A 25,287-nucleotide genomic window follows, 5' to 3' on the forward strand; every position below is an offset into this window, starting at 1 on the left:
TCTTTAACCCTCTTCTCCTAAGATAAATGTTTCATAAACGGTCCAAGAACCGTTCTCTAATTGATATAAAAGATGGAAGCGGTCAACCGTTTCCTCGTGGTCAATTTTTCTCAGCTTCAATGTGCCTAGAACGTCTGAATGCTCATCGTCTGATAACTTTTGAGCCACTGTCACATGCGGAACAAATGCATATTCAGGTGTACCAGCAAGCGGATCAGTGTACAACTTCTCATTGAGAGCCATTAATTCTTCGTTCGGTTCTACTTTCATATAAATCACGTTGTTTACAGGAGCGAATGAACTGAATTTTTTAATACGTAACGTAATAGGAGAAGCATTTTTTGCGTACTCTCGCAAGGTGGAGACGACCTCAGCTGCTTCTAGATCCGTTAATTCAAAAGGTGTTCTTAATGTTAAATGAGGTGGTATGAGTGCATAGTTCGGATCATAACGTTTCCGATAAGAGTTCGCAATGTCTTGCAATTTTTTTGATGGAAATAAAACAACTCCGTATTTCATCATGTTCCCTCCTGATTAAGAAAGTATTTATTATTTTTTATTATAACAAAATTCAGTTGATTAACGAATATGGGAGCATTCTTTTTAACGAAGGCGAAATGAGCGGCTGCCAAAACGTCCATTTATGATCGCCTTCGAATGTCTCAAATAAATAATCCGCACCGGACTTCTCCAAAAGGACCTTTAATTCTTCGTTCGGCTGAATAAAGTCTAGCACTTGCCCATCTGTCGTTTTCACAGCTGTTTCTTCTAACCCGATTTGATGGATAATGGCATAATGAGCAAGGGATGATGACTGTTTGACTGCTTGCAGAACCGACTCATCCACGTAAGGAGACTGCAAAATCAGTCCGCCAAATAACGAAGGATAATCAACGGCTGTCATAAGTGAGATCGTAGCACCTAATGAATCACCAATAAATGTACGACCTGATCCAACTTGATACGTTGGATAGTGTTCATCAATATAGGGAACTAGTTCATTTGCCAAAAAGCGTTTATACGCCTCGAACTTTGGTCCGTCTGGATGATACGTATTTCGCCTTTCAGTCACATTTTCATATGGGACACCAATGATAATCGAGCGTTCCATTTCTTTGTTTTGCATTAATTCTTCCGCCTGTCTGCCTATTTTACCTAGACGGAAATAATCATGACCATCTTGTGCAATGATGACATGATATGTATAAAGGGGGGAGTAATTGACTGGCAAATAAATCAAAATGGTCATATCTGCCCCAAGTTCTTTTGACTGTAAGGTTTCTTCTTGAATGATGCCTGTTTTCTTCACCATAATCCATTCCTCCAGCTAACCAAATTCATCATAAGTGAAACGTTTCCATTCATTGTAACACGAAAAACAGCGTTGTTCCTATATGCTAACATGCAATCAAATTGGCTGGCATCCAATCTGCTGCAAAATACAGAAAATTTTAATTAATCGTTACATTTCCCCTTGAAAAATGAGGTTTAATGCGTTACAGTATTAAGAATTAGAACAGACAGACAACACATTCTTATCGTGAGAGGTGGAGGGACTGGCCCTTTGAAACCTCAGCAACCGGTATGCATCACTTCATGTGATGTACCAAGGTGCTAAATCCAGCAAGCAGCTTTTTTGCTTGGAAGATAAGAGGAAGCGATTAAACCCCTTCTTCTTATGAAGAAGGGGTTTTTCTGTTTTGAAATTAGATTTTTACTTAGGATGGTGTCAAATGACAGAACATGTGGAAACGAAGTTAGCGCAAATTGGAAACCGCAGCGAAGAGGCGACTGGAACTGTCAGTCCTCCCGTTTATCTTTCAACAGCTTACAGACATAGAGGCATTGGGGAATCAACAGGATTTGATTATATTCGGACAAAAAACCCAACAAGGCAGCTTGTAGAAGATGCGATTGCTTCACTCGAAGAAGGAACGGCCGGTTTTGCCTTCAGTTCGGGAATGGCTGCCATCCAAACGATCATGGCGCTGTTTGAGAGCGGGGATGAACTCATTGTTTCATCAGATTTATATGGCGGTACATACCGTCTATTTGAAAACGAATGGAAAAAGTACGGACTGCGCTTTGTTTATGATGATTTTTCAGATGAAGACTGTTTACGCTCTAAAATGACGCCAAATACAAAAGCCGTCTTTATTGAAACGCCAACAAACCCACTCATGCAGGAAGCGGATATTCAAAAGGTTGCGAAAATCGCAAAAGAACACGGTGCATTGGTCATTGTGGATAACACCTTTTATACGCCCGTCTTGCAAAAACCGATTACACTCGGAGCGGACATTGTCATTCATAGTGCCACCAAATATTTAGGCGGACATAACGATGTTCTTGCCGGACTTGTCGTCACAAAAGGGGAGCAGCTATCGGAAGACATGTTCCAGCATCAAAACGCCATCGGGGCGGTTTTATCTCCATTTGACTCATGGCTTTTAATGAGAGGAATGAAAACATTGGCGCTGAGAATGCGCCAGCACGAAGCAAATGCGAAGGAATTAGCTGACTTTCTAAAGCAGCAGCCGGAAATTCAAGATGTCCTTTACCCAGGCAAGGGAGGCATGCTGTCATTCCGAGTAGCCAAAGAGGACTGGGTCAATCCATTTTTGAGGCAGCTGAAAACGATTTGTTTTGCTGAAAGCCTTGGCGGAGTCGAAAGCTTCATTACGTATCCTGCAACGCAAACTCATATGGACATCCCAGAAGAGATTCGTATTTCAAACGGTGTGTGTAACAAATTGCTCCGTTTCTCAGTCGGGATTGAGCATGTGGAGGACCTAAAAGCAGACCTGAAACAGGCACTATCAAATGTGAAAGAGGAGGTACACACGAAATGACCACACACGATTGGACACTAGAAACACAACTCGTTCATAATGCGTTTAAAACAGACCGTTCAACAGGTGCAGTCAGTGTGCCGATTCAACATGCATCGACGTTTCACCAAAGCAGCTTCGATGACTTTGGTCAATATGACTACTCCAGATCAGGCACCCCTACACGTCAGGCATTGGAGGATACCATTGCAGCGCTAGAAGGAGGAACGAGAGGGCTTGCCTTTGCGTCAGGTATGGCAGCCATTTCAACCGCTTTTCTTCTATTATCAAAAGGAGATCATGTCCTTGTCACAAAAGATGTGTATGGCGGGACTTTCCGAATGATCACCCAAGTTCTTTCAAGATTTGGGATTGAGCATACCTTTGTGGACATGACCAATTTGAATGAAGTGAAACAAGGCATTCAATCAAATACAAAAGTCATTTACATGGAAACACCGTCAAACCCTACACTCGGTATTACGGATATTGAAGGTGTCGTACAGATTGCGAAAGAGCATGACTGTCTGACTTTCTTAGATAATACATTTTTAACGCCTGCGCTTCAGCGTCCGCTGGACCTTGGTGTTGACGTTGTGCTGCACAGCGCAACGAAATTTTTAAGCGGCCACAGTGATGTACTGTCAGGCTTAGCCGTGGTGAAAGATGAGAAGCTAGGAGACGAACTTTATTCGCTGCAAAACTCCTTCGGGGCGGTACTTGGCGTACAGGATTGCTGGCTTGTGCTTAGAGGATTAAAGACCCTTCAAGTCAGATTAGAAAAAGCCAGTCAAACCGCATTAGAACTGGCTTCATTCCTCAAAGAACATCCTGCGGTCAAAAAAGTATATTACCCAGGATTAGATGATCACCCAGGGGCAGACATTCAGCGGAAGCAGGCGAGCGGTGCAGGTGCTGTTCTTTCATTTGAACTAGAAAACCAAGCGGCTGTCAAAGAATTGGTCGATGGCGTCACATTACCTGTATTCGCCGTCAGCCTCGGAGCAGTCGAATCCATTCTTTCCTATCCGGCCAAAATGTCCCATGCCGCTATGCCAAAAGAAGAAAGAGAAAAAAGAGGCATCACGGATGGTTTACTTCGATTAAGTGTGGGCGTAGAAAACGGAGAAGACCTCAAAAGGGACTTCAAACAAGCACTAGATCAACTAAAGCCAGCTCTTGTGAACCAATCATAAAAGTCAGTAAAAAGCCGGTGCGTATACCGGCTTTTCGCCTTTTTTGAACAAAACCATTGACGACTGATCATGATGGTTATATAATAGAGACTGTCAGTAACAGAAAGCCCAGAACTGATACATAACCTGATTCCGTAGCTCAGCTGGGAGAGCGCTACCTTGACAGGGTAGAGGTCGCTGGTTCGAGCCCAGTCGGAATCATCGTTTAAACCCTTGCCTAGCAAGGGTTTTTTTGTTTTTATCTTTCCACATAAAACAAAGATTTCGACTTGTGGGGCCATTCTTTCAAAAAAAGTTATGAAATTGATCAAATGGTCTATTAATATTTAAATTAATTTCCGATTTCGCTACGAGCTGTTTTAAACACATCGAATTTATCAGCTGTATCTTTATCAACTTTTTCTGTTACATGACTATATGTGTCAGAAAGAACTTTAAGGCTTTCATGACCAGTTCTTTTTTGGATGGCTTTCATTTGAGCACCAGCTTCAATAAGAAGAGTAACCATTGTATGCCTTAGATCATGAAGCCTTATTTCTTTTATCTCAGCTTTTTTTCTAAACTTATCCCATCGAGCGGTTGGAGTTGTATAGTAAAATGGTTTTCCGATGCCGTTGTGGAATAAAAATTCAAATGTACCGCCTTCCCATTCTTCACCAACTTTCATTTTTTCTTTCCTCCACCACAAATAATATTTCTGTAAATCTTCCATATACCATTCAGGCATTGAAACGAAACGACTTTTTTTGTTTTTAGTGGCTTTTATATACGCTTCTCCATTTTTAGTCTTGGACAAACTGCGGCTTATATTCAATCCTCCTTTATCCCAATCAACGTCTTTCCATTCTAAAGCCAGACCCTCACCTCTTCTTGTACCGGCAATTAACGTTGTTAAAAAATACATTCTCCACCAAATAGGCTCTAATTCATATAGTTTAGAAATGCACAAAGCAGCTTCTTCTGAATCAAAAAATCCCATCTCTTTTTTTCGATTTTTGGTGGTTTTAGTCCTTTCATAGGGTTCTCAGGAAGGATCGACCACTCATGAACAGCAGTATTGAAAATTCTATCAAGAATAGAATAGATATCTTTTTGCGTAGCAGAACCTAAACCGCCTTTTTTTCCATCTTTTCTAGCACCGTCAAGGGTAAGAGAATGCATTAAATCATCAATTTTTTTGCTATTAATTTTACCAAGTTCCTTATCACCTAGAGCAGGAAGGATATGATTTTTCATGTGTTGCTTTACTACATCTAGCTTAGTAATTTCATAAATTTTGGTTGCCTTTTTCTCAAGCCACTCATCAACGAATTTTGAAAAAACCATTTTCTCAGGTGTAATATAGGCACCCGCTTGAACCTCAATTTCAAATTTTAGTAACTCTTGTTCTAGAAATTTTTCAAGTTTCTTGGGTTTTTTCAACAATGATTCATCTGTTATTTTTATTGGCTTTCTCACTTTATTGCGTTTACCGTTTACATACTCACCCTCAGTGGTCAAACGGAAAGTGTATTTACTTCTTTGTTCAATAGTTCCCATTCTTAACACCTCAATGATATTTGATTTTGTTGTAGTATAGGCCTAGCCTACGTTTAGCAAATTCGCAAGTCACTTTGAAAATATCTGCGACAAGTAGTGCTGCTTTGTTTTGATCAGCGGGTAGGTTTAAATTTTTCAGCATGAATGTCGGAATGCAGAAATGGTATGAAAAATAGTTCGCCTTGTATTCTTGGTATTGTTTCCATTGATGTGGCATCACTGCATTGTTCCCACCTTCAATCAAAATGTACCAAAGTTCATGCGCTAGTTCGCATCTTTGTTGAAATGGATCTGATCTACTATCAATGCTTATAACATAGACACCGCATATCTCAGTCATACAGGTTCGTTTTTCATGTTGCACGATGAAAATGTTCATTTTTCGGCATAATTCAATTATTTCTAAGTCTGATGGCGATGTAATCTGTTTACCTCTTAAAACCTCCCGATCCAGTCTTCTAAATGGCTTTGAGTATAAGTGAAGCATCCCCTCCAAATTTACTGCATTAACACTGGATAAAAGTATGGTTTAGAATAAATTAATTGAGGCTAACGACTTATTTTCAAGTGAAAAAGAACATTCATTCTGTTTTTTGTTCTGAAAAATAGCCCAGTTTGAAGGATCTTAGAAAAAATTTCGATAAGTTATCAGAGAAGATGGACCTTTTAAAAAACATAGACGTGCTTTTTATTGATGATCTATTCAAATCAAGAACAAATGAAAATGACGAGCTGAAGACATGGCCGTTTCTGCAAATGCAAGAAATCATTAATTATCGTTATCAACATCAAAAACCGATCATGCTTTCATCTGAATTTTGAGGACTTCATACAAATGGATGAAGCATTCGGCACACGATTTTTCTCAATGTGTAAGAACTTTGCTGTAACGATTGAGAAAAATATAAAGCTAAATCATCGGTTAGAAGGAGCGTTTTAAATGTGTGAACCATGTAACGGATCGAAAGTCGTCATAAACGAAAATACTTTCATGGCGGGCTTCTTCCCTTGTCCTGATTGTAACACCACAGAAAGTAAGCAAAGCCTAAAGCCAGTCATCGAAATGTTAGACAGAATGTTAGTCGAAGCAAGGGCGTTGGAAGGAAAGACAGCATGAAGACGATGGCAGCGCTAATCACTATCACTTTCACAGCTAGATTCAGAGAAAGGAAGCTCCTGCAATGGCTGCGGGATGACGGGAGGTTGACATGATAATAGCATTTACAGTTTATGGCGAGCCAGTAGCGCAAGGGAGACCAAGAGCGTCTACAAGGAATACTGGAAAAAGAAAAATCGTTATGCATGATCCGCAGAAATCAAAAGATTTTAAGCATTACGTGGCTTTAGTTGCTTCACAACATAAACCAAATCAACTCATAACGGGACCTGTCTCAAAGGATATCAGAGTATTCAGACCAATGACAAAGAAAATTTCAGATTCTAAGAAGCAAAAAGCATGTGCTGAAAAAGGAATTCTAAGGCCCACAACAAAGCCGGATGTTGATAACTATTCAAAAGGCATTAAAGACGCATTAAACAATCTAATTTACAAGGATGATAGTCAAGTAGTGGAATTGAAAGTCTGTAAGTTCTACAGCGAAAATCCACGAGTCGAAATTATTATTACTGAATTGGCGAACTGAAAAGGAAGGCGGGTAGAAAATATGAGCGGAAAGTCTAACAATCCGTATACAGCGGGGCCGGATGTCACTTGGAAGATGACCAAAGAAGAGCTAGAGGCGTATCTAGCAAAACATCCTATCGTTTACCGAGAAGAACTAAAACCGTCACCAACGTTCCAGATGGATAAAGGGGCATAAAAAAACACCGAAGCCGCTGCTCCAGTGCTAATTAAATCTCACACTTTAATTATAACACATGGAAGCGGGGCGGAGCGGATGAAACCAAATGAAATAAAGGATTTTGAAACAACCATTCATCAGAATTTAGAACCTGGGAAGGTCCGCATCATCGTGATTGACGGCAACGAAGGTACAGCCCATATCACAGACGCACCTGAACACGGAAAAACAATCATTCAAACTGCTAAAGGTTATTTTGCGAGAGTTGACCATGAGATAGGGTTCAAGGTGAGATGATATTAGAATATTAGTTTCGAAGTTTAAGTTAAAAGATTTAGTGATTGTTTTTAGGAAAAGTAATGTAGACACTGAAGTATATTCAGTGTCTTTTTGAATTTTATTTTAAGTGCATCTATTTATAAAGGGAAAAATATTACACTTCTTTTGAGAATGCTACTTGTTGGTATGACTTGCAAGCCTCTTTAAAAAGAAATATTTTTTTATTTAACACTACACATAGTTCCTTTGAAAAGTCATTTAAAGTGTTTAAATAACTATCTATCTGTTTATGAGTCATGTTGGGACTCTTATCTTGATGTACTATATTATTTCTTTGATTTGTCATGTTATTGATAATTACATCCATATTAATTTCTTCTTTATCATCTAAGAGAGAGTCTTCTTCATTATAATAAATAGTAACTTTATCAAAAATATCTAGTTCAATATTCTTGAAAAGTTTTTGTACCTCTTTAGATCCATGTTTACCGTAGTTAAATTTATTAGGAATTTTAAGAGGAGATACACTATTCTCCTCATTGGACCATAATATAGATAATTCTTTAAATACTTCGATTTTTTCTGGATCCTTATTCGGATGTTCGATATAATCCATAAGTTTTTTAAGTAATACCGCTGAGTGCGTTATTTTAAGTTTATTTGAGAGTACAAGGTTTGTTATATTCATATCGTTTATGGTATCAATATATTCAGTAACTATATCTTCAAGAAACACTTCAAATTTAGCGGTAAGAAGCAATAATGCGCTCTTTATTAATGTTGCGTAGCTATTTTCATCTTTTTCCAGTTTTTCAGCTAGTTTTGTAAGTATTTCAACTTCTTTAAGTGCTTCAGTAAAGTTTTGAAAGCTTTGCATATTCATTAGTTTACCCCACTGTTGACATAGTACTTTCCATTTTAGAAATCCAAGAACTTAATCTATATTCTAAAGCTTTTGTATCTGATGTCCCTTGAGTTACGGATTTGTTGAAATCTTGATCAGTTAGTATCTCTTTGTAATTTAATAATATTTCTGCTTTCTTTGCTTGAATTCTTTCAAATGTATAATTTTGAAAACTAATCATTATCACATCCATAATGGCTTTGTTGATTTTTGTTTCATATCCATCTTCGTTCAATTTTCTAAATGCTTTGTCTCCAAAAACTTCATACACAGAATCAATCACACTATTAAACTTATTTTCAAGTTGGTGTAATTTCACTTCAGAGATATCCTGATTTTTCTCAAAATAACTGTTTAAGTATGTCTTTGTAGCACCTTTGTAGCCTTCCATATTATTATTTAATTCATTATATCCTTCAGAAAAAGCTAAATATCTTAATATCATTTCTTGATCAGTCATTCTTTTATGAGGCTTCTTCAACCCTAAGATTTGCATAAACTTAGGGGTATGTGTTAATTTTTTCAAAAGCTGATTTAAACGCCCTCTATACAAGCAATTTCTTAGTTCTTGTTCGTTTAACTTTACTGCTCCAGAATTTAGTCTCATAAAAATATCGTATTTAATTTCTGGATGAGAGTCATTAAATATTAATATTGTTCTCAGATTACCATTTTTCAAAACTCGACTAGCTTTAGAAGGAAGTTCATCATATTTTAGATTATTAAGTTCACTTAAAACTTTTAAGCCCTTTAATTTAAATTGATTGTTAATAAATCGGTTCAAAGCTGTAAGTCTTTGTAAACCGTCTACGATGTTCCATACGCTATCTTTTTCTTCAGAAGCATAAATAACAGGAATGGGGATGTTAAGTAGTATAGATTCAACAAGCAAAGAACATTTATTTGTATCCCAGATGAAGTTTCTTTGGTATTCAGGAGTTAATAGGATTTCTTTATCTTTAACCATCCTTACTAAATCACTAACACTTTTATCATAAGCTTGTACTCTTAATTTTCTTATTTCAGACGGTATTTCATTTATTTGATCTTCAGATTCATCTTCGAATTCTAAGGAAGTATCATCGAATTCTTCGACTTTTTCATCTTCAAGATAATACAAATCATTCATTATATTTCCTCACTTTTGTTTTTTTGTTATATCTTTCTAATAATAAGTCAAAAATAAACATTAGGAAAGTAGTAATGAGAAAAAAATCAAAAATGTTATTCTTCTTAGAATTTATTATATAATCAAATTAAACAATATATTGAGTCCAAGACGGAGAGCCTGAGGACACTGATCAACACCTTTTAGGGGTGCTGATTGGTGTCCTTTTTTTATTTCTCAGAAAGGAGCAGCCATGAAGAAGGAAAAGCCTAAAAAGAACACGCAGAAGCTCACTGATAGAGATTTAAGAAAGCTAATGGGGCAAAACATGCAAAGACTGAGAAGAGTCAAAGGCGGGGCGTACAAGCGTAAATAACGGGAGGGGAAACAATATGAACAAAAAAGAGATTGAAGGACTCATTCACAATTATCACTGGATGGCGAAAGAGGTTCAACGGCTTCAACGTGTTTTATATGGCACTGACATACCTATGCGCAGCTGGGGCGTTGCTCAATACGGCATCGAGGCAACATTGCCAAAGGGGAGCAAAGGAAAGAGCCAAGCTGAATTACGTGACATGGATATGAGGGAAGAAAGATTGTTTAAGAGACTTCGAAAGTTTGAAGAACGTGTATATGCAATAGAGGCAGTCAGCAAGCAAAATCGAAGGTGAAAAGCACAGGGTGGTCTATGACTGCATGATGGAAGGTATGAGTTATCGAGCCATTGGACTTCACTTGGGCCTGTCTCGTGAAAAGGTACGGCAGATGAAAGATAATATCATCGACCAAATATGCCAATATTGCCACTTTGTGCATATCTTGAAAGACGAAAAATCCGTAGTGTAAAATGGAAGGCAGGACGGGGAGGCACAATTTTCCCGCGTCACCAATTCTTATTTTAAATAAAACTATGATAATCTTAAGTTACAAAATAAGAATTGGATGTGAATTACAAATGAAACTAGAATCTCAAAATATAAGTGAGGCTATCATTCGTAACTGGGGCCTTCCAGAAGCTTTATTAAGTCATAATGAAGATATTGAATTTAGATTCTCTGATGAAGGAATGAAAGAAAGTATTAGGACGGGTTATCACATTAATGACATGTCTTGTAAATTTTGTATATATAATGTAAGAGAGGATAAGCCTTTATTCAGTATGGATTTTCACGAAAAATTTTCTATTACGGAACGTTTTACTAAGACTTATGATGCTCAAAAAAACAGACCATTAATGCTACAACTAATACATGTACATGACGGCTCTTTAAGGAAAGGAGGAATAGCAACATTTTATATTGAAAAATTGATTGAGTATGCTAAATCAATTAAGAGTGATCATATTATTGTTAATAAAGTGAATGCAGAATCTCCAGATTTCAGAAGTGATCAAAATAATGCTTTGAAGCAGGATGAGTTAAAGAAATTCTATAAAAAGTTTGATACTCCTGAAATGCCAATAATACTAAATTGATTTTCGTTCGACAAATTTTGCGAATAGTTCCATGTGCTCGCTTTCTGCCGATATAAAGGCGGGGGTGATAAAGGTGAATTTTGAATCTAAATATTTAGTAAGATGGGGACTCCCTGGATGGGTGTTTATGATATTTATAACCCTGCTGTATTTAATAAACAAACCAGAGTATATACCCCAAATTCTAAAGTATAAAGGTTTCTCGCTAGTAGGTTTTACTGCACTAGCAGCAGCACTAGGATTAATTTTAGGGCATATCATTCATCAGATTAGTTTGTTTTTCTGGTTTGTAATTCCAGAATACAGAAAAAGAAAATGGTTAGTTTACTTTGATAAAGAATTTAAAATAGATAAGCGAATCATTGAAGAAGAACTTGGGAAAGGAATTAAAAACATATACAGTTATCGTTTAGGGCAACTACATGCGAGAAGAGGCTTACTTACAAGTTTAATGCTGTCATTTGTGACTATAGCAGTCCTCTGTTGGACAGATTTAACCTTACTCAGCGGAAAAACGATAATACTTGAAATTGGTAACGGTGTTCTAATAATGATTATGCTGATAAATTATCACTATTTTGATAGAAACCTAGAATATTTTATGGACAGAGTAAATGAGTTTAAAAAACAAAGTAATTCAAGTGATAACTCTGAACAATCTAATAATGAATAAAATGGCGCCTCTATTATTAAGGTGCTTTTTTTGTTCCTGTAAACTGCTTCCGGTGAAGAATCTCTATAAAAAATATCGGCTTAAAGGTAGAGTGCGGCGGCAGTTTAGAGTGAATAAATTAAAAGGGGGTAAGTTGATATGCAATGAAACTGACAGAAAAACAGAAGCGCTTTGCTGACTACTACATCGAACTAGGAAATGCTACAGAAGCCGCTAGGAAAGCAGGATACAGCTCTAAGACCGCTAAATCAATCGGTCAAGAGAACCTGACTAAACCTGACATTAAATCCTATATAAAAGAGCGGTTGGATGAAAAGGATGCTGAAAGGATAGCTTCACAGGACGAGATTCTTGAGTTTCTAACTGCTGTCATGCGTGGAGAGAAAACAGAGCAAATACCTGTTGGCTTAGGCGAAGGCGCACAGCAATTAGAAGATAAAGACCCTTATCTAAAGGATCGTGTAAAAGCAGCTGAGCTGTTAGGGAAGCGTCATTCTATGTGGACAGATAAAGTTGATATGGTGGGAAATGTTGGCGTTCGTATTGTTGATGATATAGGTGATATCGATGACCATGATTAAAATATCGGAAGTGCTGGCACCGGCATTTCATGAGTTTTGGAGATGCAGGAGAGCAAAAGAGCATCTTCATTACGTTATGAAGGGAGGCCGTGCTTCTGGCAAATCGTTTAGCGTGGGTGTTGGAGTAGTAACAGACATCATTGAATACCCTGTTTCCGCTCTCGTGCTGCGTAAAGTACAGAACACGCTTGTTAAATCTGTTTTCGCACAAATAAAGCAAGCAACGGTAACGCTGGGTGTCTCTCATCTATTCAAGTTTGTTCCTTCTAGGTTAGAAATCACATACAAGCCGAGAGGGAACAAGATATATTTTGCAGGGGCTGACGATCCTGAAAAGCTCAAATCAATCAAAGACGCTGACTTTCCAATAGGTGTTATGTGGATTGAAGAGCTTGCAGAATTTAAGTCAGATGAAGAAGTAAGCACTATTATGAACTCGGTTCTACGTGAAGAACTAACACACAAAACAAAGCCGGACAACCCACGTAAACGAGCACAAGTATTTCTAAAGAGAGGTGCCTATATGTAATTGATGGCAATAAAAAAGACCTTCAAACCAAGGCCATTAATTGAATTTCTTTTTTAATCCCTCCATCATATCTGCATCATAAAAAGATTGTAAAAGCTCATCCACATTGATTTTTTTATCCTTCTTGCTTAGAAATTGATTGATGATCTCTTCATATTCTTCTCTAGTATTTCCTTCAATATCTGAAAGGTTTAATTCTTCACCAAAGTGTCTAATGAACGCTGTCCTTGTTATATCATATGCCTTTTTGTTTTCTTCTTCACAGGTGCAAAATGCTCCTGAGAGAGTGATGAGGAATTGAACGTCTTCATCGTCTAAACCATTGGCTTTTTGGAACTGAATGAATTGATTTTGTGACATATATATGTACCATCCTTTTATCTAAAGTATAAGTAAATCAGCAGTGAGAACGATGTATTCAACAACAAGTCCGATTGTATCAGCTACACCTGAGTCTATATGTTTTTTAAGCTCTGCAGAAACAACCTTTCGAGCCCTACCAGCTGCATTTTTTGGAGTATCAATAATTTTTTCTAATTCTTTAATGATCTTGTTTGCATTTTTGACAGTACCATTTACAGCTTCCTTTCCAAAACGTTGCTGTAAAACCCATTTTGCCCAGTCGTTATTCACTAAGCCTTTAATTACTTTGATTGCTGCCTTAATAGCCGCACCCTTAGGGCCATTTGTAGTAGCAAGTGGATCATTGTTAGCATTCTCAATAGCTTTAAATGCTTGAAGCAAGGCTTCTTGTTTTTCTAATGGTACATCTCTTAAAGCAAGTTGTTTTTGTAGCTCAGTAGGATTGAAAGTTACTGCCAAATTTTCTTTCTGTTCAATCTTTTCTGCTGCATATGTAGCTGTTGTGGGAATGAAAACTGCTGCTGATATGAGAACTAGCAACATCTTAACAAAAAACTTTTTCATTGGAATACTTCCTTTCTAATCATTTTTCAATAGTGAGGATATCACAGAAAGGAAAAAATTTTACATAAATTAGAATAAATGGGCTTTAAATCACATGCTGTTTGTCTTTGTTTAATTAGATGTGTTACTAATTTCTTGCATCTTGAAAAGGGCATATTTACGCATGAAAAAACCATCTACACATCAATGTAAGTGGCTACTTGTCTATCTAATTTTTTATTTATTTGATTGAATTCATTCTTTACATCATCAATGAATTCAATAATATTGTATTCAATTTCTTTTTAGATGTAAGGTTAATAGATGAGTTACTATTTGTAACAATCATGAGCACATTAGGGCTATTCCTACTGCTCATGATCGTCATTTCTAGCTGATTAGAAAAGTGTTGGCGCACTATCTAATCTGATGGGTTGGTACGCGCCCATGATACCAGCCCATTCTAACTTAATTTAGTTTGTATTCAATAGGTCGTGCATTTTACGAGGCAAGTAAAGTTTACCTCACCTAACTAAATAGGATCAGTCTATACTCCTGGATCAAGGTGTTGTCTTTAGTGATGCCATTTTTAAGGATAAGACTGTCGTGGAATGTGCTAACACTTTAAACTTAAAAGGGTAGTGACTCAGCCGATGCGATAAATGAGGATAGGATACCACTGTGCTTCACTATTTGCACATGTATCTGAAAGGCGAAAGCTGCCATTAAGTGCTGTACGAAGGATGGGTGTATCGTTTCTGACGATGCAGGACAAGCCACAAGTATCAAAACTCAAACTTGAGGGTTGAGAAACTGTTCGGGACACTTGACACAGTAGTGCAGTATTACAAAGGGAGTAGTTTTAACCTACAGTGGGGATTTCATAAATACCTACCGTCATTTAAAATGACATCAGCTTATGTCAAAACGCATATTTGCGTTCAGTCGTTTAAAACTATGATATTCTTTCCATTCAATCTAAATCCCCTGTATAATTAAGGAAAATTAATAAGGAGGATTAAAAGTGAAGGTTCTTAGATTTGAATATGAGAATAATAGATTTGAATTACACACAATGTTTATAGACGATATTTCAAACATGAAAGATAATGATATTCAAAGAGATATGTTGTTTAAGAGTAAAAATATAGTTAAAGCTGCTTTGGGCTTTGAAGGATATTTGAAAGTAGAAAGCTTTTCGACTTATGAAGAAACCAACTCTGTATATTGCTCATATACGTTTTGAAAGGATAACAAGATAAGAAGCGATTAGAACGTGAGTTAGATGAAGCTAAGAATATGGATCACGATGAATTGATTGAAGATTAATTATTAACTCATGTTATCATAGAAGAAAATGGATTATGGGGGATTGTCAATAAATGCTCAAATCAAAATTAATTGTTTGGACTTTTATCATTGCGACTGGATTCTATATGCTCATAAGTATATGGAACATTGCTGTATTTCCAGATAAAACATGGACAGATTACGCAGGACAGATTTTGATTGTAGTTTTTGGAAGTATGGTGAATGGTTTAATCGCTGCATTCTTTATGTACGCAGCAGCTATGTTAGTGAAATATATTAATGGTGATAAAGCTTAAAACAGGTTATAAAAAAGTAATAAAAAAGGTAACATTTTTTTCGGTTTTAAAAAATACGAAGGAACACCAGAGGATCTCAGTGATACTCACAGGATGTCATATACCTACCTTGACAGGGGAGAGGTCGCTGGTTCGAGCCCAGTCGGAATCATCGTTGAAACCCTTGCCTAGCAAGGGTTTTTTGTTTTTTTCTTTTGGTTGGGGGCGAATTGGGGACGAACTTTATCCACCAGATTGTTTCTCAGTATTTTTAGAATCAAAAAATCCCTTTTCCATACCGATCACACACTTTTAATAGTATCAGCATATCCAGTTTAAGAGGTTACTTACAAAATATTTAGAACTTTTTAGTAAGAATCCTCAGAAATGTAATACGGTTTTAAGTATTTTCATTTATAATTCTCTATTTGTCTATACTTTTCATATCGCTGTTGTATAAGCTCTTCCGAGGATAATCGTATCAATTTTTTAAGAGATGATTCGATTGCAGATTCAATCAATTTTGCCTGTGATTTTATATCATTTTGTGCTCCACCCTTAATTTCAGGAATAATTTCATCAATAATTCCTAAATGCTTTAAATCTTTTGCTGAAATTTTCATGTGTTTAGCAGCTTCTGGAGCATACTTAGCATCCTTCCATAGGATAGAGGCTGCTCCTTCTGGCGAAATGACTGAGTACCATGAATACTCTAACATATGGATATGGTTACCGACACTAATACCAAGAGCTCCACCACTTGATGCCTCTCCAATTACAATACAAACAATTGGCACTTTAAGTGTAGCCATTTCCAATAGATTTCGAGCTATCGCTTCAGAAATTCCACGTTCTTCAGACCCTTTGCCTGGATAGGCGCCAATTGTATCAATAAATGTAATAATAGGGCGATTAAATTTATCAGCTTGTTTCATCAGTCTTAGCGCTTTTCTATAACCTTCTGGATGTGCCATTCCAAAATTTCTTTCTATATTTTCCTTTGTACTTCTCCCTCTTTGATGACCAATAACCGTAACGGGCATCCCTTTAAATTTTGCAATACCACCTATCATTGCTTGATCATCACCATATAATCGATCACCATGAAGTTCGAAAAAGTTTGTAAACAATAAAGGTATATAATCCAATGTCGTGGGCCGGTTACGTAGCCTTGCAATTTGAACTCGTTGAAAAGGTGTAAGATTAGAATAAATTTCATCTTGCATTTTATTTAAACGTTTTTCTAATTCTTGAATTTCTGATGATAAATCTACATTATGTTCTTTCATCATTTTCTTTAATTCATCAAATTTCTCTTTTAGTTCAATAATAGGACGTTCAAAATCCAAACTCATTTTATCCTCCAAAGGGTATGATTTACCTCACTCTAATCAAAAGACTTAGAAATAGAATCAATAAATAATTCAAAACCATCCACAACTATTTTTTGTTCTGATTCTGATAAATTACTGAGGATACGTTGATAAAATGTAAGGGATTGTTCTCTTAAGCGATTCACAGTAATGTGGCCTTTTTCTGTGAGGTGCAGAAAAAGTTCTCTTCTGTTTTTTTCATTTACTTCACGATAAACAAGTCCCTTTTTTACTAACTTATCTACCAATCTACTTACAGTTGAAGTCTCTAATCTAAGTTTATTGGATAGTTGCCAAGCAGTTAATTTTTCCATCTCTAGTTCCTCTAACGCCATCATTTGAGAGGTTGGTAGAGGTTTTTCAAATGGTCCATTGGGCAAATTTTGAGATTCAAAAACCCCAGTTATTATAATCATTTTCTTAATATCTGATCTTAGTTTTAAGGCATCTTCTCTTTTCAAAAAAGGTCACTCTCCTAAAATTCATGTATTATACATCAATTGTATTATACATGAATTTGTTTTTTTCACAAGTTTAACGTAAGCCAATATGACAACATAGACAAGAGATTTCTTCTTGTTAAAATGGTTTAAGTGGATTGATCCATAGTCGATCCACCTGATTGATAGATGCATCAGGATCTTACCCTAAGTAATTGCTGTTTACTATTTTCAACAAAAATAGGCAAGTATGAAAAATAAAGAGAGGGGGAGAAAAATATGAAGTCATTTTTACTAATTGGACAATCTAATATGGCGGGTCGAGGCTTTAAGCATGAAGTGCCACCAATTTATAATGAAAGAATCATGATGTTGCGAAATGGTAGATGGCAAATGATGACTGAGCCCATCCATTTTGATAGACCGGTAGCTGGCGTAGGACTAGCGGCTTCTTTTGCGGAGGCTTGGTGTAAAGAGCATGAGAGAGAGAAGATTGGTCTTATTCCATGTGCCGAAGGTGGCAGTTCCATTGATGAGTGGTCACGAGATGGGGCATTATTTCGTCATGCAATAAATGAAGCTACATTTGCAAAGGAAGATAGCGAATTGGCCGGGATATTATGGCATCAAGGAGAAAGTGACAGCCAAGATGGGAAATACAAAGAATACAATGAAAAAATACGAAGATTATTTCATGAACTGAGAACGGAATTATCTGTCCCTAACATTCCGCTTGTGATAGGTGGTTTGGGCGATTTCTTAGGAAAGACAGCATTTGGCGCAGGATGTGTGGAATATCAACTGATCAATGAGGAACTACAAAAATATGCACATGATCATGAAAATTGTTATTATGTTACTGCGAAAGGTCTTATACCTAACCCGGATGGAATTCACTTCAATGCGATGTCCCAGAGAATATTTGGTATAAGATACTATGAAGCATGTCGAAAAAAAGAACATTTACATGGACCATTACCAAATGAACATGAGTTAGTGAATGAATGTCATAATAGAATGAATACTTCAGCGGAGAAAACATATATAGCACTAGAAAAATTCACGTTGGGCAAGATGACTTATGAAGAGTTGCTGGAGGCTTTAACGTAGGCAAAGCTCCTCATAGTAGTCTTTGAATAAACAGAAACATGATATATCTTGTGAAAGGATGATTGTGGTGGTAAAAACAGATAAAGCTTCCTCCTGAATACAAGCAATTACATTCAGGAGGAGATAAAAAATGTTTAAACAAATAGATGAAAATTATCCGAGAAAAGAGCACTTTCATCATTATATGACGGTAACCCGATGCTCATATAGTCTGGTGATCGATCTAGACATCACAAAATTGTATGCAATATTAAAAGAAAAAAGGCTAAAAGTATATCCTGTGCAAATTTATTTGTTAGCAAGAGCTGTGCAAAATATACCGGAATTTCGGATGGATCAAGTGGACGATGCACTTGGTTACTGGGAGATTCTCCATCCTAGTTATACAATTTTAAATAAAGAAACAAAGACGTTTTCAAGTATTTGGACGCCTTATGACGAAAACTTTGCTCGGTTTTATAAAAGCTGTGTAGCGGACATGGACACTTACAGCAAAAGCAGCAACCTATTTCCGAAACCTCATATGCCAGAAAACATGTTCAATATTTCAAGCCTGCCGTGGATTGATTTTACTTCTTTTAACCTTAATGTATCTACAGATATAACTTATTTACTGCCAATATTTACGATAGGCAAGTTTAAGGTGGAAGAAGGAAAAATCATCTTGCCAGTCGCGATTCAAGTCCATCATGCTGTTTGTGATGGCTATCATGTCGGTCAATATGTGGAATATTTGAGGTGGCTTATTGAACATTGTGAAGAGTGGTTAAATGATTCAATGCAAATTACCTGAAGACAAAAGGTGTTCTCATGGAAATCTAGAAGATGAAGGCAGATTGAAATGAGTCTGCCTTTTTGTTTTGTGATGAGAATGAAAATGTTCCAAAGGGTTATTAAGGCTATATTTGTTCTTTTTGCGGTTTCTTTTCGGTGCTTTGTAAATTCTTGTATGTGATAATAAATGTCATATAAGGGAGTTCAGTGGAAGGGGGATAAGGGATGGAGAAAGTTCTTTCTTCACATGTAGGTGTTAAAATCAATGAATGGTATAAAATGATTCGACAATTTAGTGTACCAGATGCAGAGATTTTGAAAGCTGAGGTCGAACGAGAAATTGAACGAATGGAAGAGGATCAAGATCTGCTCATTTATTATCAATTGATGTGTTTTCGCCATCAGCTTATGCTCGATTATATTAAACCTTCAGAAAAACGATCGCCTTCTGTTTCAGAATTGGTTGATAAAATTGAGAATTCTAATCATCAACTTTCGGGTATGTTGCAATATTACAATGCTTTTTTTAGAGGAATGCATGAATTTAGTAAGAAAGAATATGTACAGGCTATTCAATATTACAAGATCGCTGAAAGGCAGCTTGCACTGGTTGTCGATGATATTGAGCAAGCGGAGTTTCACTTCAAGGTGGCTGAAGCCTACTATATTATGAAACAAACTCATGTTTCTATGCATCACATCATAAAGGCGCTAGATATTTATAAAGAACATGAGCAGTATAAAGTTCGCCAAATTCAAAGTCTAATTGTCATTGCAGGAAATTATGATGATTTCATGAGATATGAAAAGTCGTTGCAACATTTAAAGACTGCTTATTCAATTGCTGTGGGCGCAAACGATCAACGTTTAGTAGCAAAAACATTATTAAATATTGGTAATACATATGATAGGCAATCAAAGTATACAGAGGCAATAAAGCATTATAAAGAAGTGTTAGATGTCATTTCTTCGGAAAATAGTGACATAAAGCCAATCACTCTATTTAGTTTGTGTTGGTCGCTGTACAAGTCTAATCAAACTGATGAAGCGGATCTGCTCGTTGAAGATGGACTTATATATTCCTTAAAGGTAAATGATTCGCTAAGTGTCTTGTTATTTAAAGCATTAAAAGCTATTTATATGGATACTAATGAACAAGCTTTGAAAGAAGTGTTTGATATTTTTGAAGAAAAGAAACTACATGTCTATGTGGAAGCATTTGCTCAAAGTGTCGGATTATTTTATGAAAAAAAAGGGGACTTTGAAAAATCCGCCGAATATTACAGAAAGGCTCTTAAGGCTCAAAATGATATTCAAAAAGGAGAATGTCTATATGATTATTAAAAGGGTGCTATTCATAGTAAGCATTGTATTATTGAGTGTATCAACTGTAGAAACGATGAAGATCATTGAAACAAAGTCGATTCGAAATACAACAATGGAAGAACAACAAAAAACTGATCGAAACACGACTTTGATTGACCGAAATGCAACATCTGAAAATGTATAGATAAAAACAGACCTTAAGGGGGTCTGTTTTTATATACAACTAAACTTCTCCATTTTTTTGCAGAAATCCCTTTTAAATCAGAAAAACCTGTTAAAAAATTTTAATATATCAGTTTATAACAGTGTTAAGTATAAATGCAGTTCATTTAATTTTTTTCCAACATGAAAAAGTTCGCTTTTCCATTTAAATTATTCAAAATAAATTGCTATCGGTGTAACTAATAAATCACCTGATTTAATAATATTAAAGCTTCCTAAAACGATATCCAGCATAAAATTAGGAACTTCATGCAATTGATCTGGGGAGATTGTTTCTAAACCAGTTCCATCATAAACTTCATCTTTTTTTCTTATAATTCTAGCTAAGAATTTTATATTTTTACCATTATTTCCTCTAAAGGATAAAGATTCAGGAGACTCACGAAGATATTCTTTTTTTACAAGTCCTATATTTGTTTCTGATTTTATTATTGAATGACCGCCTAAAATTTTGGAAGAATATGAACTGAGAATATCTAGGGTACTATATAAATTTAATATAGGACTTAGTTCTTTTCTTTTTTCGACCATGTTTTTCGCTTCCTTTATCAAAGTTGGATCTTGTTTTGTACCTTTCGCTTTTTTTATAATATTTTCTGCTTCTTCAACATTTTTTATTGATTGATCATCTTCATATAACATAAAAGTTTCTAATGCATCTGGATTTAATGCGTTACTTAACAACTCAAAATCAAAAAATGTAAAAGGGCCCTCACCGAAATAGAGATCACCTTCATGTAGTTCATCTTGATTACTCATTAATAAATTTCCAGATTTTAATTTTTCCAATAGTAATACAAGAGAATAATCATGAAAGGATTTATTGAGAATGTCTTTATGTCCTTCTAATAAAGTTTCAGAATCTAATGACATTGCATCAGATTTCCCTCCAATATTACCTGAGAGACCAATATTTACACCAGGAAGCCATCCAGAACCTCCACTAGCATTAAATGCTAACGTCGCACTTTTCCCAGATGAATCTCTTGTTCCAGATGAGAGAGATTTTTGAGTGTCATCATGTTGAGCATAATCAGTGATTATTCCTTGATCAATTTGGGCTAGAATTGAGTTTACTAGTTCTGTATCTAAATATACTATTTCCTTCATTAGGATCCCCCCTTGTTTACATGAGGATAATTATACCATATGTGATTAAGAGAAATTTAAGGAATAATTGGTTTGATGAAATTAACATAAAAATACAGATGATGTACCAACGTTCTTTTGAATAGAGAAATCCTAACTTCGATTGTGTGAGATCTCTTTTATATTAGTACTTATTAAATATAAAAGAGGGATTTTTGGCAGGTACAGAATACATATCGCAAGCTACTTAGCAGGGTATAATTTAGATTAAGTAATTAGGGAGATTTTGAAACTTTTTATAAAGTTATTGCGTATTAACTCATAACCTATTCTGATTGAGTAGGCATAATTGAATATTGAAATAGTGTTTCTTGTAGTTGATCTAATAAAATTGCGTGATGTTATTTAAATAGGAGGAAATTTATGGCTAGATCTGCATTACATCCTAAAACAAATGAAAAAATATCGATTGAAGATTGGGAGTTATATTATAAAGAGATAAAACCAAGATGCATGATTTGTGGTAATGATCTTTACATTAGATCAGGTAATACACCCAGTTCAGCTAAACATTTTATTCATTTTCCTCATTCTAATTGTCCATCTATTCCGAATAATAGAGAAAGATATAACAAACTCAAGCCTATCGAAAAAGATTATAAAAATGCCAAGTCAGTAAAAAAGCAATTTTTGAGTAACATGTGGACAGTATATGAAAAATGCAGGAGTTTGCTGGATGGAGAGCTTAAACTAAAAGATTTTAAAGATATGGTTTCTAGAGCTACTGAGAAAAATATTTGGCTCTATAAAAATTTGACATTAGATTATTTACCTTATGTTCTATTAGTCAATTATGGTGTTTTCCAAAAAGGAAGAAAACGTAACAAAGTTTATCTTGTTTTGGATTCTCAACTATCAAACTATGAAGATCTTTGGATTGAGTCCAAAATAAAGCAAAAAATATGGAAGGTATACCCAGATGAATTTCTAATTGAAGAGTTTGACATTGATTTCAATTTCACAACTTCTTCTTTGTCACCTGATTATTTTCTTTTTTATGTCACAGGTTTACAAGGGGAAAATGAAGGTGATTTTTTAAAATGGTAAACAAAGAATGTGGCACTTCAATATGCATTAAGTTGTTCAATCTAATTCACAGCTGGTGTATGTGAAATGATTTTTTTTCATCAGGTCAATCGTTGCTAAAGGACCCATCCCGTCCATAATACCAATCGTTATAGACATAGATATCACCACATTTCATTTTTTTCTATTATAAAAAAGAAAGCATGGTGATCGTTATAGAAAAGTTCTATTTGTATATATAAGTTTGATCAAAAGCGCCTTTGTTTGTCTTGAGGTATTAAGTTACAATCTATCCAAAATCCATTAGAATAAAAGAAAATGGATAAAGGAGCTACCATATGAATTTCAATTTGGATGAAGCTTTAGATATGTTGAGTCGAACTCCTCGTACATTAGAAAGTCTTTTGTCAGGTTTATCGAAGGATTGGCTTCACAGTCGTGAAGGGGAGGGAACGTGGAATCCCGTTGAAGTCATTGAACATTTGATTGAAGCAGAGAAATTCAACTGGATTCCACGATTAAATGTCATTCTTGCTGATGGAGAGAATACCCCATTTCCTGCATTTGACCGCTACGCCCATTTGAATCAAACTGAAAGACAGATAGAACAAGCACTAGCAGAGTTTCATCATGTGCGGATGGAGAATGTGGCATACATTCAGCGTATGACACATTCAAGTCTTGATCTAGAGAAAAAGGGCGTCCATCCAGAATTCGGCGTCGTGCAAGTGAGCGAATTACTTTCTACGTGGGTTGTCCATGATTTCACCCATATCTCCCAAATTGTTCGGGTCATGGCGGAACGATATCGAACCGATGTAGGACCGTGGAGCGCCTATTTAGGGATTTTAAATAGGAAATAAATGATTAATGACGCTTCGCGGCCCACTCGGATTGAAGAATAGCATATTGATACTCATCGACCCAATGTCCTTTTGACATATAATTTTGTAGCAAATGTCCTTCGCGTCTCATGTCTAAACGTTCCAGCACTCGAATGGATTTTTCGTTGCGTACATCTGTAAAGGCAATGATTTTATGCTTGTTCAGTGTAGTGAAAATATATTCGATCATTGAATTCAAGGCTTCATGAATATAGCCCTTTCCTTGAAATTCAGGCGCGAGTGTAAATCCAATTTCAACGATTCTAGGCTCGCTGCCGAGTGTATGAATGGCGCAATCTCCTATCAGCTGATTGGATTCAGATAAGGCAATCGCATATTGAAACCACGTCCCTGGTTGATTAGGTTGTTGCGTCATTTGGTGTTGTACAAATGATTCAGCGTCTTCGTGCGTGTAGTTTTCCCAGGATTGAAATGTGGCAATAGAGGGATTTGATCGGTATTGATAAAATGCTTCAATATCCTGCTGATCAAACTGGCGAATCACAACCCGGTTTGTTCTTGTAAATATGCTGTTTGCATTCTTCATGTGTTACCCTCACTTTTTAGTTTGTTCTTGATTTAAAAAAGTCTATTAGCCATTCAGATAGCTGTTTTTGCGCTTTGGTCACAAATCGATCGGCATAATACGTTAATTCAAGATGCCGAACAGGAGCAGGGGCAGAAATAGGGATAGAGACAATATTAGGCCATGCTGAATGTTGCTTTAACAGCCCTCTTGGCTGGATGGTGGCGCCGATCCCGGCTTCAACCAACTGCAATAATGAAGTGGCAGACCCAACATCCATGACCGTGTCCAATTCAAAACCGTGTTCTTTACATACGTCATCGACCAAATCTCTTCCTAGATAGCCTTTTGGATACATGACCAGTGCATGCTTTGTCAGCTCTTTTAGCGTCACTTCACGCCTTTTTGCCAGTTCACTGTCTGAATGAACAAACAATTCGTAGGGCTCATCGCCAAGTGGAATTTGAATCAGTCGTTTATCCGCAGGCCCGCGCAGCCCAATTCCGATATCGACTTTATGTGAGAGCACCTCGTCACGAACAAAGATGGTCGAAAAAGCCTTTAGGTTGATCTCTGGATACAGCGTTTTAAATTCTACAAAAAGCGGAACAAGCTGAAAGTCAAGATCAGAGGGAAGGACGGCAAGCCGAACGGTACCTCGCTGTTCAGATAACAGTTCTTTCATAGCATTTTTTGCATCTCGTTCAGCCTGAAGCATTTTCATGCCATATTGATAAAGAAGCGTACCAGCTTCAGTTGCAACTACTTTTTTACCGATTCGGTCAAAAAGCGGCATCCCAACTTCAGCTTCAAGCAGCTGAATCTGTTGGCTTAATGTAGGCTGTGATATACCTAGTTGCTCTGCAGCTTTTGTGAAATGTAAATGATCGAATACAGCCATAAAATAGGTAATGTGACGAGTATCCATATGCCATCCTTTCATTAATGATAGTATTTTCCTATCATCATAATACGAATTATTGTATTGATCAATGAATGAAGCGGATTTATACTCATAGTAACCTCAACAAGATGAGAGAGGAAGA

At 36.3% G+C, this 25,287-nt stretch carries 32 protein-coding genes, 1 tRNA gene, 2 pseudogenes and 1 riboswitch; of the genes and pseudogenes, 20 read left to right on the forward strand and 15 right to left on the reverse strand.

Features of this window, described 5'->3' with window-relative positions:
• Nucleotides 1–3: 3 nt before the first annotated feature.
• Together ACNO7B_RS05835 and ACNO7B_RS05840 are read right to left on the reverse strand one after the other, a co-directional pair.
• On the reverse strand, nucleotides 4–519 hold the full coding sequence (locus tag ACNO7B_RS05835; RefSeq protein WP_017359656.1) for a YjcG family protein: 516 nt from the start codon (nucleotides 517–519) through the stop codon (nucleotides 4–6).
• A gap of 52 nt (nucleotides 520–571) precedes the next feature.
• Nucleotides 572–1,312, reverse strand: coding sequence for an esterase family protein (locus ACNO7B_RS05840; RefSeq protein WP_008348407.1), 741 nt, complete (start codon nucleotides 1,310–1,312; stop codon nucleotides 572–574).
• Nucleotides 1,313–1,532: 220 nt separating this feature from the next.
• Nucleotides 1,533–1,654: riboswitch (SAM riboswitch) on the forward strand.
• Between the two features lie 79 nt (nucleotides 1,655–1,733).
• On the opposite strand from ACNO7B_RS05840, the gene ACNO7B_RS05845 reads away from it, so the two are divergent.
• The 3 genes from ACNO7B_RS05845 (at nucleotide 1,734) to ACNO7B_RS05855 (ending at nucleotide 4,228) form a co-directional block, all read left to right on the forward strand.
• On the forward strand, nucleotides 1,734–2,852 hold the full coding sequence (locus ACNO7B_RS05845; protein ID WP_417901298.1) for a methionine biosynthesis PLP-dependent protein: 1,119 nt from the start codon (nucleotides 1,734–1,736) through the stop codon (nucleotides 2,850–2,852).
• A complete protein-coding gene (gene metC, locus ACNO7B_RS05850) occupies nucleotides 2,849–4,027 on the forward strand; it encodes a cystathionine beta-lyase (RefSeq protein WP_417901299.1) in 1,179 nt (392 codons plus the stop codon). The genes ACNO7B_RS05845 and metC overlap by 4 nt, the downstream gene beginning before the upstream one ends.
• Before the next feature lie 128 nt (nucleotides 4,028–4,155).
• Nucleotides 4,156–4,228: transfer RNA gene (locus ACNO7B_RS05855), tRNA-Val, on the forward strand.
• 130 nt (nucleotides 4,229–4,358) lie between these two features.
• Here ACNO7B_RS05855 and ACNO7B_RS05860 read toward each other — a convergent pair.
• Genes ACNO7B_RS05860 through ACNO7B_RS05870 form a run of 3 tightly spaced genes read right to left on the reverse strand, consistent with a single transcriptional unit; the run spans nucleotide 4,359 to nucleotide 6,053 of the window.
• A complete protein-coding gene (locus ACNO7B_RS05860; protein WP_417901300.1) occupies nucleotides 4,359–5,006 on the reverse strand; it encodes a site-specific integrase in 648 nt (215 codons plus the stop codon).
• Complete coding sequence (locus ACNO7B_RS05865; protein ID WP_235562243.1) at nucleotides 4,949–5,566, reverse strand: N-terminal phage integrase SAM-like domain-containing protein; 618 nt, start codon at nucleotides 5,564–5,566, stop codon at nucleotides 4,949–4,951. The genes ACNO7B_RS05860 and ACNO7B_RS05865 overlap by 58 nt, the downstream gene beginning before the upstream one ends.
• 10 nt (nucleotides 5,567–5,576) lie before the next feature.
• Nucleotides 5,577–6,053, reverse strand: coding sequence for an ImmA/IrrE family metallo-endopeptidase (locus ACNO7B_RS05870; protein WP_417901301.1), 477 nt, complete (start codon nucleotides 6,051–6,053; stop codon nucleotides 5,577–5,579).
• A 721-nt stretch (nucleotides 6,054–6,774) separates the two neighbouring features.
• Between ACNO7B_RS05870 and ACNO7B_RS05875 the strand changes: the two genes are divergently transcribed.
• The 3 genes from ACNO7B_RS05875 (at nucleotide 6,775) to ACNO7B_RS05885 (ending at nucleotide 7,665) form a co-directional block, all read left to right on the forward strand.
• Nucleotides 6,775–7,209 (forward strand): RusA family crossover junction endodeoxyribonuclease, encoded by a 435-nt coding sequence (locus ACNO7B_RS05875; protein WP_056704944.1) that lies wholly within the window; start codon nucleotides 6,775–6,777, stop codon nucleotides 7,207–7,209.
• A 21-nt stretch (nucleotides 7,210–7,230) separates the two neighbouring features.
• Nucleotides 7,231–7,386 carry a hypothetical protein gene (locus ACNO7B_RS05880; protein WP_200939625.1) on the forward strand — a complete coding sequence of 52 codons (156 nt, stop codon included), beginning with the start codon at nucleotides 7,231–7,233 and terminating at the stop codon, nucleotides 7,384–7,386.
• Between the two features lie 78 nt (nucleotides 7,387–7,464).
• A complete protein-coding gene (locus ACNO7B_RS05885; RefSeq protein ID WP_417901302.1) occupies nucleotides 7,465–7,665 on the forward strand; it encodes an XtrA/YqaO family protein in 201 nt (66 codons plus the stop codon).
• Nucleotides 7,666–7,801: 136 nt separating this feature from the next.
• On the opposite strand, the gene ACNO7B_RS05890 is transcribed toward ACNO7B_RS05885, so the two are convergent.
• Both ACNO7B_RS05890 and ACNO7B_RS05895 read right to left on the reverse strand, forming a co-directional pair.
• The gene (locus ACNO7B_RS05890) at nucleotides 7,802–8,530 is read right to left on the reverse strand and encodes an MAE_28990/MAE_18760 family HEPN-like nuclease (protein WP_417901303.1); all 729 of its coding nucleotides are present in this window, start codon (nucleotides 8,528–8,530) and stop codon (nucleotides 7,802–7,804) included.
• A gap of 4 nt (nucleotides 8,531–8,534) precedes the next feature.
• Nucleotides 8,535–9,680, reverse strand: a complete 1,146-nt coding sequence (locus tag ACNO7B_RS05895; RefSeq protein ID WP_417901304.1) for a DUF262 domain-containing protein — start codon at nucleotides 9,678–9,680, stop codon at nucleotides 8,535–8,537.
• Nucleotides 9,681–9,912: 232 nt separating this feature from the next.
• Here ACNO7B_RS05895 and ACNO7B_RS05900 point away from each other — a divergent pair, with 232 nt between their 5' ends.
• The 6 genes and pseudogenes from ACNO7B_RS05900 (at nucleotide 9,913) to ACNO7B_RS05925 (ending at nucleotide 12,919) form a co-directional block, all read left to right on the forward strand.
• Entirely contained in the window at nucleotides 9,913–10,035 is a 123-nt protein-coding gene (locus ACNO7B_RS05900) for a hypothetical protein (RefSeq protein WP_268414375.1), read from the forward strand.
• A 16-nt stretch (nucleotides 10,036–10,051) separates the two neighbouring features.
• A pseudogene (locus tag ACNO7B_RS05905) lies at nucleotides 10,052–10,508 on the forward strand (sigma-70 family RNA polymerase sigma factor).
• Between the two features lie 109 nt (nucleotides 10,509–10,617).
• Nucleotides 10,618–11,136, forward strand: a complete 519-nt coding sequence (locus ACNO7B_RS05910; RefSeq protein ID WP_056704939.1) for a hypothetical protein — start codon at nucleotides 10,618–10,620, stop codon at nucleotides 11,134–11,136.
• Nucleotides 11,137–11,209: 73 nt separating this feature from the next.
• Complete coding sequence (locus ACNO7B_RS05915; RefSeq protein WP_056704936.1) at nucleotides 11,210–11,809, forward strand: hypothetical protein; 600 nt, start codon at nucleotides 11,210–11,212, stop codon at nucleotides 11,807–11,809.
• Nucleotides 11,810–11,952: 143 nt separating this feature from the next.
• The gene (locus ACNO7B_RS05920; protein ID WP_178930048.1) at nucleotides 11,953–12,390 is read left to right on the forward strand and encodes a terminase small subunit; all 438 of its coding nucleotides are present in this window, start codon (nucleotides 11,953–11,955) and stop codon (nucleotides 12,388–12,390) included.
• Nucleotides 12,383–12,919: a phage terminase large subunit gene (locus ACNO7B_RS05925; protein ID WP_235562241.1), complete on the forward strand. Its 537-nt coding sequence runs from the start codon at nucleotides 12,383–12,385 to the stop codon at nucleotides 12,917–12,919. The genes ACNO7B_RS05920 and ACNO7B_RS05925 overlap by 8 nt, the downstream gene beginning before the upstream one ends.
• Nucleotides 12,920–12,955: 36 nt before the next feature.
• On the opposite strand, the gene ACNO7B_RS05930 is transcribed toward ACNO7B_RS05925, so the two are convergent.
• Together ACNO7B_RS05930 and ACNO7B_RS05935 are read right to left on the reverse strand one after the other, a co-directional pair.
• Nucleotides 12,956–13,279 (reverse strand): hypothetical protein, encoded by a 324-nt coding sequence (locus tag ACNO7B_RS05930; RefSeq protein ID WP_056704933.1) that lies wholly within the window; start codon nucleotides 13,277–13,279, stop codon nucleotides 12,956–12,958.
• Between the two features lie 21 nt (nucleotides 13,280–13,300).
• A complete protein-coding gene (locus tag ACNO7B_RS05935; RefSeq protein WP_056704930.1) occupies nucleotides 13,301–13,846 on the reverse strand; it encodes a hypothetical protein in 546 nt (181 codons plus the stop codon).
• Between the two features lie 1,003 nt (nucleotides 13,847–14,849).
• Here ACNO7B_RS05935 and ACNO7B_RS05940 point away from each other — a divergent pair.
• Together ACNO7B_RS05940 and ACNO7B_RS05945 are read left to right on the forward strand one after the other, a co-directional pair.
• Complete coding sequence (locus ACNO7B_RS05940) at nucleotides 14,850–15,071, forward strand: hypothetical protein (protein WP_056704928.1); 222 nt, start codon at nucleotides 14,850–14,852, stop codon at nucleotides 15,069–15,071.
• Nucleotides 15,072–15,207: 136 nt separating this feature from the next.
• Nucleotides 15,208–15,432: a hypothetical protein gene (locus ACNO7B_RS05945; protein ID WP_047945565.1), complete on the forward strand. Its 225-nt coding sequence runs from the start codon at nucleotides 15,208–15,210 to the stop codon at nucleotides 15,430–15,432.
• A gap of 389 nt (nucleotides 15,433–15,821) precedes the next feature.
• Here ACNO7B_RS05945 and ACNO7B_RS05950 read toward each other — a convergent pair whose 3' ends face one another.
• Together ACNO7B_RS05950 and ACNO7B_RS05955 are read right to left on the reverse strand one after the other, a co-directional pair.
• A complete protein-coding gene (locus ACNO7B_RS05950; protein ID WP_017359642.1) occupies nucleotides 15,822–16,766 on the reverse strand; it encodes an acetyl-CoA carboxylase carboxyltransferase subunit alpha in 945 nt (314 codons plus the stop codon).
• 32 nt (nucleotides 16,767–16,798) lie between these two features.
• Nucleotides 16,799–17,245 carry a MarR family winged helix-turn-helix transcriptional regulator gene (locus tag ACNO7B_RS05955; RefSeq protein WP_417901305.1) on the reverse strand — a complete coding sequence of 149 codons (447 nt, stop codon included), beginning with the start codon at nucleotides 17,243–17,245 and terminating at the stop codon, nucleotides 16,799–16,801.
• A gap of 258 nt (nucleotides 17,246–17,503) precedes the next feature.
• On the opposite strand from ACNO7B_RS05955, the gene ACNO7B_RS05960 reads away from it, so the two are divergent.
• From ACNO7B_RS05960 to ACNO7B_RS05975, 4 genes are all read left to right on the forward strand, one after another.
• Nucleotides 17,504–18,334 (forward strand): sialate O-acetylesterase, encoded by an 831-nt coding sequence (locus ACNO7B_RS05960; protein ID WP_046527484.1) that lies wholly within the window; start codon nucleotides 17,504–17,506, stop codon nucleotides 18,332–18,334.
• A gap of 130 nt (nucleotides 18,335–18,464) precedes the next feature.
• Nucleotides 18,465–19,127: a type A chloramphenicol O-acetyltransferase gene (catA, locus tag ACNO7B_RS05965; RefSeq protein WP_046527483.1), complete on the forward strand. Its 663-nt coding sequence runs from the start codon at nucleotides 18,465–18,467 to the stop codon at nucleotides 19,125–19,127.
• Nucleotides 19,128–19,333: 206 nt separating this feature from the next.
• Nucleotides 19,334–20,452: a Rap family tetratricopeptide repeat protein gene (locus ACNO7B_RS05970; protein WP_046527482.1), complete on the forward strand. Its 1,119-nt coding sequence runs from the start codon at nucleotides 19,334–19,336 to the stop codon at nucleotides 20,450–20,452.
• Nucleotides 20,442–20,618, forward strand: a complete 177-nt coding sequence (locus ACNO7B_RS05975) for a hypothetical protein (RefSeq protein ID WP_046527481.1) — start codon at nucleotides 20,442–20,444, stop codon at nucleotides 20,616–20,618. Before ACNO7B_RS05970 ends, ACNO7B_RS05975 begins: the two co-directional genes overlap by 11 nt.
• Nucleotides 20,619–20,806: 188 nt before the next feature.
• On the opposite strand, the gene ACNO7B_RS05980 is transcribed toward ACNO7B_RS05975, so the two are convergent.
• Entirely contained in the window at nucleotides 20,807–21,766 is a 960-nt protein-coding gene (locus tag ACNO7B_RS05980) for a DUF6414 family protein (RefSeq protein ID WP_048003230.1), read from the reverse strand.
• Nucleotides 21,767–22,168: 402 nt separating this feature from the next.
• Here ACNO7B_RS05980 and ACNO7B_RS05985 point away from each other — a divergent pair, with 402 nt between their 5' ends.
• Nucleotides 22,169–22,852 carry a hypothetical protein gene (locus ACNO7B_RS05985; RefSeq protein ID WP_046527479.1) on the forward strand — a complete coding sequence of 228 codons (684 nt, stop codon included), beginning with the start codon at nucleotides 22,169–22,171 and terminating at the stop codon, nucleotides 22,850–22,852.
• A gap of 47 nt (nucleotides 22,853–22,899) precedes the next feature.
• On the opposite strand, the pseudogene ACNO7B_RS05990 reads toward ACNO7B_RS05985, so the two are convergent.
• Nucleotides 22,900–22,990, reverse strand: a pseudogene (locus tag ACNO7B_RS05990) (aspartate racemase); the annotation flags it as partial.
• A 179-nt stretch (nucleotides 22,991–23,169) separates the two neighbouring features.
• Here ACNO7B_RS05990 and ACNO7B_RS05995 point away from each other — a divergent pair.
• Nucleotides 23,170–23,694, forward strand: a complete 525-nt coding sequence (locus ACNO7B_RS05995) for a DinB family protein (protein ID WP_144684625.1) — start codon at nucleotides 23,170–23,172, stop codon at nucleotides 23,692–23,694.
• A 4-nt stretch (nucleotides 23,695–23,698) separates the two neighbouring features.
• Here the strand turns inward: ACNO7B_RS05995 and ACNO7B_RS06000 are convergent, their stop codons facing one another.
• Together ACNO7B_RS06000 and ACNO7B_RS06005 are read right to left on the reverse strand one after the other, a co-directional pair.
• Nucleotides 23,699–24,262 (reverse strand): GNAT family N-acetyltransferase, encoded by a 564-nt coding sequence (locus ACNO7B_RS06000; protein WP_035700391.1) that lies wholly within the window; start codon nucleotides 24,260–24,262, stop codon nucleotides 23,699–23,701.
• Between the two features lie 16 nt (nucleotides 24,263–24,278).
• Nucleotides 24,279–25,184, reverse strand: coding sequence for a LysR family transcriptional regulator (locus tag ACNO7B_RS06005; RefSeq protein WP_019743043.1), 906 nt, complete (start codon nucleotides 25,182–25,184; stop codon nucleotides 24,279–24,281).
• Nucleotides 25,185–25,287: the final 103 nt, after the last annotated feature.

The organism is Bacillus sp. AK25 (genome assembly GCF_048270685.1).
GTDB lineage: Bacteria > Bacillota > Bacilli > Bacillales > Bacillaceae > Bacillus > Bacillus altitudinis.

Excerpts from the sequence above, each read along its gene's own strand:
- ACNO7B_RS05835 (WP_017359656.1), bottom strand. The coding sequence starts at position 519 with ATGAAATACGGAGTTGTTTTATTTCCATCAAAAAAATTGCAAGACATT.
- ACNO7B_RS05840 (WP_008348407.1), bottom strand. The coding sequence starts at position 1,312 with ATGGTGAAGAAAACAGGCATCATTCAAGAAGAAACCTTACAGTCAAAA.
- ACNO7B_RS05845 (WP_417901298.1), top strand. The coding sequence starts at position 1,734 with ATGACAGAACATGTGGAAACGAAGTTAGCGCAAATTGGAAACCGCAGC.
- metC (WP_417901299.1), top strand. The coding sequence starts at position 2,849 with ATGACCACACACGATTGGACACTAGAAACACAACTCGTTCATAATGCG.
- ACNO7B_RS05860 (WP_417901300.1), bottom strand. The coding sequence starts at position 5,006 with ATGGGATTTTTTGATTCAGAAGAAGCTGCTTTGTGCATTTCTAAACTA.
- ACNO7B_RS05865 (WP_235562243.1), bottom strand. The coding sequence starts at position 5,566 with ATGGGAACTATTGAACAAAGAAGTAAATACACTTTCCGTTTGACCACT.
- ACNO7B_RS05870 (WP_417901301.1), bottom strand. The coding sequence starts at position 6,053 with ATGCTTCACTTATACTCAAAGCCATTTAGAAGACTGGATCGGGAGGTT.
- ACNO7B_RS05875 (WP_056704944.1), top strand. The coding sequence starts at position 6,775 with ATGATAATAGCATTTACAGTTTATGGCGAGCCAGTAGCGCAAGGGAGA.
- ACNO7B_RS05880 (WP_200939625.1), top strand. The coding sequence starts at position 7,231 with ATGAGCGGAAAGTCTAACAATCCGTATACAGCGGGGCCGGATGTCACT.
- ACNO7B_RS05885 (WP_417901302.1), top strand. The coding sequence starts at position 7,465 with ATGAAACCAAATGAAATAAAGGATTTTGAAACAACCATTCATCAGAAT.
- ACNO7B_RS05890 (WP_417901303.1), bottom strand. The coding sequence starts at position 8,530 with ATGAATATGCAAAGCTTTCAAAACTTTACTGAAGCACTTAAAGAAGTT.
- ACNO7B_RS05895 (WP_417901304.1), bottom strand. The coding sequence starts at position 9,680 with ATGAATGATTTGTATTATCTTGAAGATGAAAAAGTCGAAGAATTCGAT.
- ACNO7B_RS05900 (WP_268414375.1), top strand. The coding sequence starts at position 9,913 with ATGAAGAAGGAAAAGCCTAAAAAGAACACGCAGAAGCTCACTGATAGA.
- ACNO7B_RS05910 (WP_056704939.1), top strand. The coding sequence starts at position 10,618 with ATGAAACTAGAATCTCAAAATATAAGTGAGGCTATCATTCGTAACTGG.
- ACNO7B_RS05920 (WP_178930048.1), top strand. The coding sequence starts at position 11,953 with ATGAAACTGACAGAAAAACAGAAGCGCTTTGCTGACTACTACATCGAA.
- ACNO7B_RS05925 (WP_235562241.1), top strand. The coding sequence starts at position 12,383 with ATGATTAAAATATCGGAAGTGCTGGCACCGGCATTTCATGAGTTTTGG.
- ACNO7B_RS05930 (WP_056704933.1), bottom strand. The coding sequence starts at position 13,279 with ATGTCACAAAATCAATTCATTCAGTTCCAAAAAGCCAATGGTTTAGAC.
- ACNO7B_RS05935 (WP_056704930.1), bottom strand. The coding sequence starts at position 13,846 with ATGAAAAAGTTTTTTGTTAAGATGTTGCTAGTTCTCATATCAGCAGCA.
- ACNO7B_RS05945 (WP_047945565.1), top strand. The coding sequence starts at position 15,208 with ATGCTCAAATCAAAATTAATTGTTTGGACTTTTATCATTGCGACTGGA.
- ACNO7B_RS05950 (WP_017359642.1), bottom strand. The coding sequence starts at position 16,766 with ATGAGTTTGGATTTTGAACGTCCTATTATTGAACTAAAAGAGAAATTT.
- ACNO7B_RS05960 (WP_046527484.1), top strand. The coding sequence starts at position 17,504 with ATGAAGTCATTTTTACTAATTGGACAATCTAATATGGCGGGTCGAGGC.
- catA (WP_046527483.1), top strand. The coding sequence starts at position 18,465 with ATGTTTAAACAAATAGATGAAAATTATCCGAGAAAAGAGCACTTTCAT.
- ACNO7B_RS05970 (WP_046527482.1), top strand. The coding sequence starts at position 19,334 with ATGGAGAAAGTTCTTTCTTCACATGTAGGTGTTAAAATCAATGAATGG.
- ACNO7B_RS05975 (WP_046527481.1), top strand. The coding sequence starts at position 20,442 with ATGATTATTAAAAGGGTGCTATTCATAGTAAGCATTGTATTATTGAGT.
- ACNO7B_RS05980 (WP_048003230.1), bottom strand. The coding sequence starts at position 21,766 with ATGAAGGAAATAGTATATTTAGATACAGAACTAGTAAACTCAATTCTA.
- ACNO7B_RS05985 (WP_046527479.1), top strand. The coding sequence starts at position 22,169 with ATGGCTAGATCTGCATTACATCCTAAAACAAATGAAAAAATATCGATT.
- ACNO7B_RS05995 (WP_144684625.1), top strand. The coding sequence starts at position 23,170 with ATGAATTTCAATTTGGATGAAGCTTTAGATATGTTGAGTCGAACTCCT.
- ACNO7B_RS06000 (WP_035700391.1), bottom strand. The coding sequence starts at position 24,262 with ATGAAGAATGCAAACAGCATATTTACAAGAACAAACCGGGTTGTGATT.
- ACNO7B_RS06005 (WP_019743043.1), bottom strand. The coding sequence starts at position 25,184 with ATGAAAGGATGGCATATGGATACTCGTCACATTACCTATTTTATGGCT.